General features: G+C 42.6%; 7 protein-coding genes and 1 pseudogene. 4 read left to right on the top strand and 4 right to left on the bottom strand.

Annotated features, from left to right (window positions below; genetic code table 11):
• Positions 1-142 precede the first annotated feature (142 nt).
• Together L7E55_RS17220 and L7E55_RS17215 are read left to right on the top strand one after the other, a co-directional pair.
• The gene (locus L7E55_RS17220) at positions 143-772 is read left to right on the top strand and encodes a sigma-70 family RNA polymerase sigma factor (RefSeq protein WP_338091251.1); all 630 of its coding nucleotides are present in this window, start codon (positions 143-145) and stop codon (positions 770-772) included.
• A gap of 22 nt (positions 773-794) precedes the next feature.
• The gene (locus tag L7E55_RS17215) at positions 795-1,229 is read left to right on the top strand and encodes a hypothetical protein (protein WP_277445595.1); all 435 of its coding nucleotides are present in this window, start codon (positions 795-797) and stop codon (positions 1,227-1,229) included.
• Between the two features lie 504 nt (positions 1,230-1,733).
• Here L7E55_RS17215 and L7E55_RS17210 read toward each other — a convergent pair.
• Entirely contained in the window at positions 1,734-2,903 is a 1,170-nt protein-coding gene (locus L7E55_RS17210) for a transposase (RefSeq protein ID WP_277445594.1), read from the bottom strand.
• 401 nt (positions 2,904-3,304) lie between these two features.
• On the opposite strand from L7E55_RS17210, the gene L7E55_RS17205 reads away from it, so the two are divergent.
• Positions 3,305-3,967, top strand: coding sequence for a hypothetical protein (locus L7E55_RS17205; RefSeq protein WP_277445593.1), 663 nt, complete (start codon positions 3,305-3,307; stop codon positions 3,965-3,967).
• 471 nt (positions 3,968-4,438) lie between these two features.
• Complete coding sequence (locus tag L7E55_RS17200) at positions 4,439-5,140, top strand: copper amine oxidase N-terminal domain-containing protein (protein ID WP_277445591.1); 702 nt, start codon at positions 4,439-4,441, stop codon at positions 5,138-5,140.
• A gap of 91 nt (positions 5,141-5,231) precedes the next feature.
• Here L7E55_RS17200 and L7E55_RS17195 read toward each other — a convergent pair.
• From L7E55_RS17195 to L7E55_RS17185, 3 genes and pseudogenes are all read right to left on the bottom strand, one after another.
• A pseudogene (locus L7E55_RS17195) lies at positions 5,232-5,569 on the bottom strand (transposase); the annotation flags it as partial.
• On the bottom strand, positions 5,562-5,870 hold the full coding sequence (locus L7E55_RS17190) for a hypothetical protein (protein WP_277445589.1): 309 nt from the start codon (positions 5,868-5,870) through the stop codon (positions 5,562-5,564). The pseudogene L7E55_RS17195 and the gene L7E55_RS17190, both read right to left, overlap by 8 nt.
• 64 nt (positions 5,871-5,934) lie before the next feature.
• Positions 5,935-6,087, bottom strand: coding sequence for an ATP-binding protein (locus tag L7E55_RS17185; protein ID WP_277445588.1), 153 nt, complete (start codon positions 6,085-6,087; stop codon positions 5,935-5,937).
• Positions 6,088-6,260: the final 173 nt, after the last annotated feature.

Here is a 6,260-nt window from a genome sequence, read left to right as displayed (position 1 = left end):
ACAAATATTTCAAATAGCTGGCTGTCTCTTGTCTTCGCCTGAATACGTTCTTGTATTGCTTTTTCCATGGGTTTGTCCTCCTCTGCTTTGGTTTCCTCCCGTTTGCTATTTATAGCTTACAGGAGTTTTCCGGGATTGTCTAATCTCGTTTTGGGAGGACAAATGTCCTTATTTCAATACTGTAAGCAGGGACGACATTGAAAACAGCGGAGTCATCGGTCTGATAAAAGCCGTGGAGAGGTACAAACCGGAATCAGGCACAAGCTTCGGCAAATTTGCGTACAAACACATATATGGAGCAATGATGGATGAGATGAGAAGACAGGGGTGGTACCCAAAAAGGGTATGGAAAAAGATTAAGAACGTCATTGCCAGTCAAGAATTAAGGGATATTACAGAGACAAACGAAAAAGAAGCAAGTATGTTAAATCATTATGCATATAACCGTTACCATGTTCCCCTAGAAAAAACAGTAAATTATAGTTGTGGCGGCAGTAATATGCTGCTCAAGTACGCGTTAGAGGACGAAACCTGCATTGATCCATTGGACTGCATGATAACGGAAGATGAAAAAAAGATCTTGTACAACGCAATTGACAAATTGCCGGAAAGAGAAAAAACAGTAATAATATCGTATTATTTTAAGCAGATGGGCATGAAAAAAATCGGAGAAAAGCTTCATTTGTCGAGTTCGCGGGTATGCCAGCTTCACAAAAAATCGCTGGATAATCTTAAGGATATGTTGTTGCATATGGATAGCGTTCCGGCTTAGGAGATAGGGAAGAAAAGGAAAAATGTACAAAGAGGAACAATGTCCGAACTGTTTTGCTTACCTAGATTTTTTTAGTATCTGCCCGATCTGCGGCTACGGATCGTGCTTAATTTGCGTGTCTTATTCCGCCAGGGAACGCAGGGACAATCTTCGCAGCCGTGCCTACCTGCGCTACCAGCGGCAGAGAATAATAACAAAAAGGCAAAACATTATTAAGCACATTTGGGGAGAAGCCAGCAGATATTATTTTTTGACCAGAGACGGGTGTTTCGGCAGCCCGCGGTTCTTTGATGTTGTCGGGTACGACAGCTATTGGGACCAGTTGATTTTCAAAAAACAGCCTGGTCGGCTGGCAAAATACAACCTGTCCTGCAGCTGCTGGGTATGCAAGTACGAGAAGCGTGCAAAGGTTGTCAAGCCGAAGTATCGTTTCGATCCACGCAGGTGTGAATTGTAGTTTTTATTTGGATGTTTCTGGAATCCGCGCCGATTCTCTCTCTAAACACTGCAATTCTGTGCTGTTTTGCGCATACCCCATGTAAAATCATGTATTGGGAAGAAATATTTTGTGTGTTTGACATGCCTTGTGGCTCTTGTTATGCTCATTCCGACAAAAAGCAAATTCTTATCCATCAGGCTTACGCCCCGGGCGGTTCAGAAAACGCTCAAAAAATACGCCTACCAGGCCAAATCCTACAATAAGTTGACACCGTCTAAGTTCTATGTATAATAGAATTGGAGATCTAAAGCTTAGTTGATAATTGTAATAAATATGGTACAACCTGCAAAATAACACTTTTCTAATGGCAAAAAATAGTTAATCAGGCCGTAGCTGACATTGATCATGCATTTTCTTCGTAAAATATTGTAGAAATTTAAAATCTCAGAGAAAACCAGGCAAAAAGGGACAGATCACCCCCCTGGTAGAAGACCGCATTTTGAAAAATTACCAGCCTCTAATTTAGGCGGCCTTCAGACTTTCTTGCTCTTGTTTCATTTGAGCCAGGGTACCGGCAAGGAACGTAATCATGCTGATGGTCACATCAACAAAAGCCTTGTCAATCCCGCGCCGGTTCATTTTATCCAGGGAGAGATGCTCTTTTAAAAGGCTGAACCAACTTTCTATGGAGCTTCTCTTGCTGTACAGTTTCTGCCATTTTTCGCTACCCCGGTGGGGACAACAGAACAAACGGGGGTTTTCGGTTACCTTTAACCTAACCACCGGCCCGTAGGAGTTGTCGCAATTGCATTCTTTTTGACACTCTACCTGCCGGCCGGCGGCCTTGGGACACCGGAATTTAATTGTCAGGTGCTTTTTGTCTGACCCCCAAAAAACCATCGCTTGTCCGGCGGGACAAAGGGGAGTGTAGTTTTCGTCAAAGCCCTGCGGCGGTTTCTTCTGGTTTCGTCTGTTCAGCTTGATAATGGCCTGCCCTTGCAGACCGATGGTGTTCTTGTAAATATCGTTGGAGTCGTAGCCGGCATCCATCAGGTAATATTCCGGACGAAAACCGTAAATCATCTGGTACTGCTGGCAGGCTTTGCTCATCAGTTTCGGCGCCAGTTCCACATCCGCCACATTGGCCGGGGCGAGCCGGCCCGCTAAAGGCAACGGGCCAATGTCCGTGAGCAGCACTGCGGCGTGGAACTTGTAGCAGTAAAACAGTTCGGTCTCCTCCTCCGATGCCGTCCGGTGGCCCCAGGCCGAACCAAGTTGTTCATTTTCCGGCCTTTCCCGGGCCGGGATGTCCGTGCTGTCAATGACGACCATGCCTTCGGAAGAGGTGTGTTTCGCTACTTGAACAACCATTTTTTCGGTAACCTGGTTAAGAAGTTCCTGCCCGTTCTTCTCCTTCAAGTCACCGAGAAAGCGATAAAAAACAGTGGTCGAAGGCAAGGGTTTCCGGATGTCAAAACCGCACCAGCACGTAAGCTGAGGGGAATATTTAAGGCACCTGACCAGGGCCTCGATAGTCGGCAACTGCATGAGCTTTTGCAGCACAAGGGCTTTGAACAACGCTGCGCGGCTGTAACCGTGCCGGCCTATTCCTTTATAGCCGGGGAACATTTTGTTAATGGGCTCCACGTCTATCGATTCAAGGGCTGAAAAATCTGGTCTTCCTGGTCGCACTTTTTTACAAAAACCTCAAAGGGAAAAAGCACTTCTTGTAGAACATACATAGCGGGGTTTCCTCCTCGTGTGTATGTTTTGGGTGTTTTTGAGTAAATTCGACACGAGACGAGGAAATCACTTCTTTTTATTGTAAATAATGTAATCTAAGTTAATGTCAGGCTTTGGGTAAAGCTAATTTGCTTCTTGTTTGGGGCCTTATTTTTCAAGGGCTAGAAATTTTGCAGGTTGCACTGTATATTAAAGGAAGGTGGTTTATGTCAAGATTTTAATTTAAATGTTAATGAGATAATAGCTCGACTTTTATATTCAAGGAGCCGATTCTCTTAATTATGACGATGTTCTAGCCCATTTGATTTGATAACAATTAATTATTTATTTCAAATGTGGAGGTATTTATCGTGGATACAAAGAAATTGAAGCAAAATATATTGGCTTTGTTATTGTTATTTGTGTGTATTGTTATAAGTGGGTGCTCAAGTAAATCACAGTCACAGCCTTCAAGTCAGTCATCTTCAAATAATTCTGCGTCTGTTTCAAACCAAGCTTCTAGCAAGGAAATTGTTTCTCAACACGATACGACACAACCCCAATCAGAAAAAATTGCAATCAACCAGATAAGTAACTTCAAATTTGTGGGCTGTGACCAAGATAAAGTTAACGAGACATATGGGGGAGTTTTAAAACCTGATGGTAAACTTGATGGTCATTTTAATTTTACTATCTCATTAAAAGAGCCGCTTATTATGGATAGCGTATATTTAGAAAATAATGAGTTCGGGAAAAGGACAAAATGGGCATGGCATAAACGTAGCAATAGTTATTATACATGTTATAAAGCTGGACTCTATCTAAATGGATCGCCTGTAGAACACGTTGATGGGGACAAAGAAACTCCTCTTCCGCCAGGAGAATATACTTACGACTTATATGTGAGTCCGTACGTAAACCATGAATTTAATTGGGTGTTTAAGGACTTTAATGGAAAAGATTATGAGTTAACAGTCTATTTTACAAACAAAAAAGGAGAACAATTTGATTTAACGAGTAAAACTAGTAGCTAAAGAAAGGAAACGTTAAAGTCATAAGTTAAATTAAGTTGTCAGGGGGAGGGGACACTTTGGCAGTAAATAACAGCTCCCCTTATATCATGAAAATGTTCTTGGTGAGCCCCAGAGGTTAATTTTTAATCAAGGCGGCGCTGCAGGGTAGCCTTGATGGCCGGGGTTCCTCGTGTGTGATACAATTTAAAACCCGGCGGGCGCTTAATGGAGTTTGCGTCATTTCTCCGGAACTACTCCGTTGGCAATAAGTGGTGACCGTAAGCGGGATGGACATCAAGGCCGCCGCCCCTGCTCCGGAATAAAAATATCAAAATTCTATGAAAACCTTATGAACTAAGACTTAAAATTAAGGGGTCAAGCAGGGGGTGATATCATAGCGACTTCAAATGGTAGACAATAATTTCAAACGTGTAAGTAATTGAACCAAAGCGAATATCGATCTTAGATGAAACATTTGTGGAGGGAATATTGATGAAAAAGCATATGCTATTTTTATTACTTGGTATTCTTGTTGGTATCTTGTCTTTTGGCGCAGTCTCAGCATTAGCCCAGGGGCCTGTCCAGATAATTGTCAATGGGGATATAATCCAACCTGATGTTCCACCTCAGATCATTAACGGCAGGACAATGGTACCCATAAGGTTTGTTGCTGAAGCATTAGGGGCTAATGTTCAATGGGATGCTCAAACGAATTCGGTGATTATAACAACTAATAACTCAGAGTCAGTACATAATACGAGTACTAATCAAAGTACAACTGATTTTTCTACTATAGAGCCTTATTATATGTCAAGCAGTTTATTTAATTATGGAGTTAATTATAGTAATACCCGAAAAGGTGCCATAATAAAAATGGCAGGAAATTATTATGAGAATGGCGTGCAACTTTCATGCTTGGCGCAACCTTCTGAAACCGCGTTTTCCTGGAATCTAAACAGTGAATATAATACATTATCTGCTGTATTCGGATTTGATGACAGCCATAATACATCCGATGTAAACGTGATTTTTGAAGGTAACGGCAATGTTATTAAGCAATTTCATCTTACAGCTGGAAGCATGTCCCAATATATTTCAATTCCTGTATCCGGGGTCAATCAACTAACAATTCGTGTTAAAGAACCTTCATGCGCTGGATATATAATTGATCTTGCCAATGCCACCCTACAGTAATTAATTATATTTGATGCCTTACAACTTACTTTTATTACTTTATTATCGCCCAGATAATCGTAGAAAGGAAAAGAATTTACTGTGGTAAAAATTAGAAAGGAAGCACCATAAAAAGTTTTGGGGTACAGGATAGGCTTGTTTTAAGAAAAATGGGTAATAAGTACCCGCTGGCTATTAAGTGCTGGTGGAGAGAACGGTATCCAAGGTATTCAGCCATATCAAGATACCTTCTGCCACCGGCCCATTTGTTTCTATCTCAAGGAGCCAAGCTCCAATTAACCTAACAGCCGATTCACGGTTTGGGAAGATTCGTATTACCCGTTCTCTGCGGCAAATTTCTTCGTTCAGTCTTTCCAGACCGTTGGTTGTACGCAAACGCTTATGGTATTTCTCTGATAGCATCAGCACTGCTGTTGCATCGTCAAATCCGTATTACGACGAAATCGACCATCGATTCCGAGCGAAGGCGACCACTCATTCCGATTGATGGCGACCAACGAATCGAAATGAGTGACGCTGCTACTTCTGATATACCAAACTGGTCGACATCATTCAAGCCCAGGTTGACAGCTTGATGATGAATTAAAACATGTCCCAGGTGAACCCCCGAGGTAATCTCTACGGCGGTGCCGCAGGGAAACCTTGACTGACGGGGTCCCGCCAGTGGTATACTGAGAATTCCGACGGGGGTAGTCAGGAAACCATGTCCCTGGAGCCACCCCGTCGGCAAGCAAACACAACCACTGGCGGGGTAGCAGTCAAGGTCACCGCCGTATTTAAAACAAATGGGTTAATTAATGATCATCAGGCTTGGGTTGATGGGAAAGAATTTTGTGCATTGAATCACCTCGCATCGCAATTTTATGAGCATTATGAATCAATCGGTCCAAAATCGCATCGGCCACAGTCGGGTCTGCCAAACTGCTGTGCCAGTGTTCGAGGGGCAATTGACTCGGCTTGGCCCCCTAAAATTGGACAATTAGTCTTTGTTGCCAGTACTGACGCATAATTCTCAGAGCCGTTAAATTAAAGCGTTGTATCCTTTTAAAGAGAATATTTTTTCGCAAAACCCTACTGGACAAAATATATTCGTTATGAGATAATAGTGTGGGTTGCCAGA

The organism is Pelotomaculum isophthalicicum JI, assembly GCF_029478095.1.
GTDB classification, from domain to species: Bacteria; Bacillota; Desulfotomaculia; order Desulfotomaculales; family Pelotomaculaceae; genus Pelotomaculum_D; species Pelotomaculum_D isophthalicicum.
Note: the sequence above shows the minus strand (reverse complement) of the source record. Positions and strands in the feature narration are given on the sequence as shown.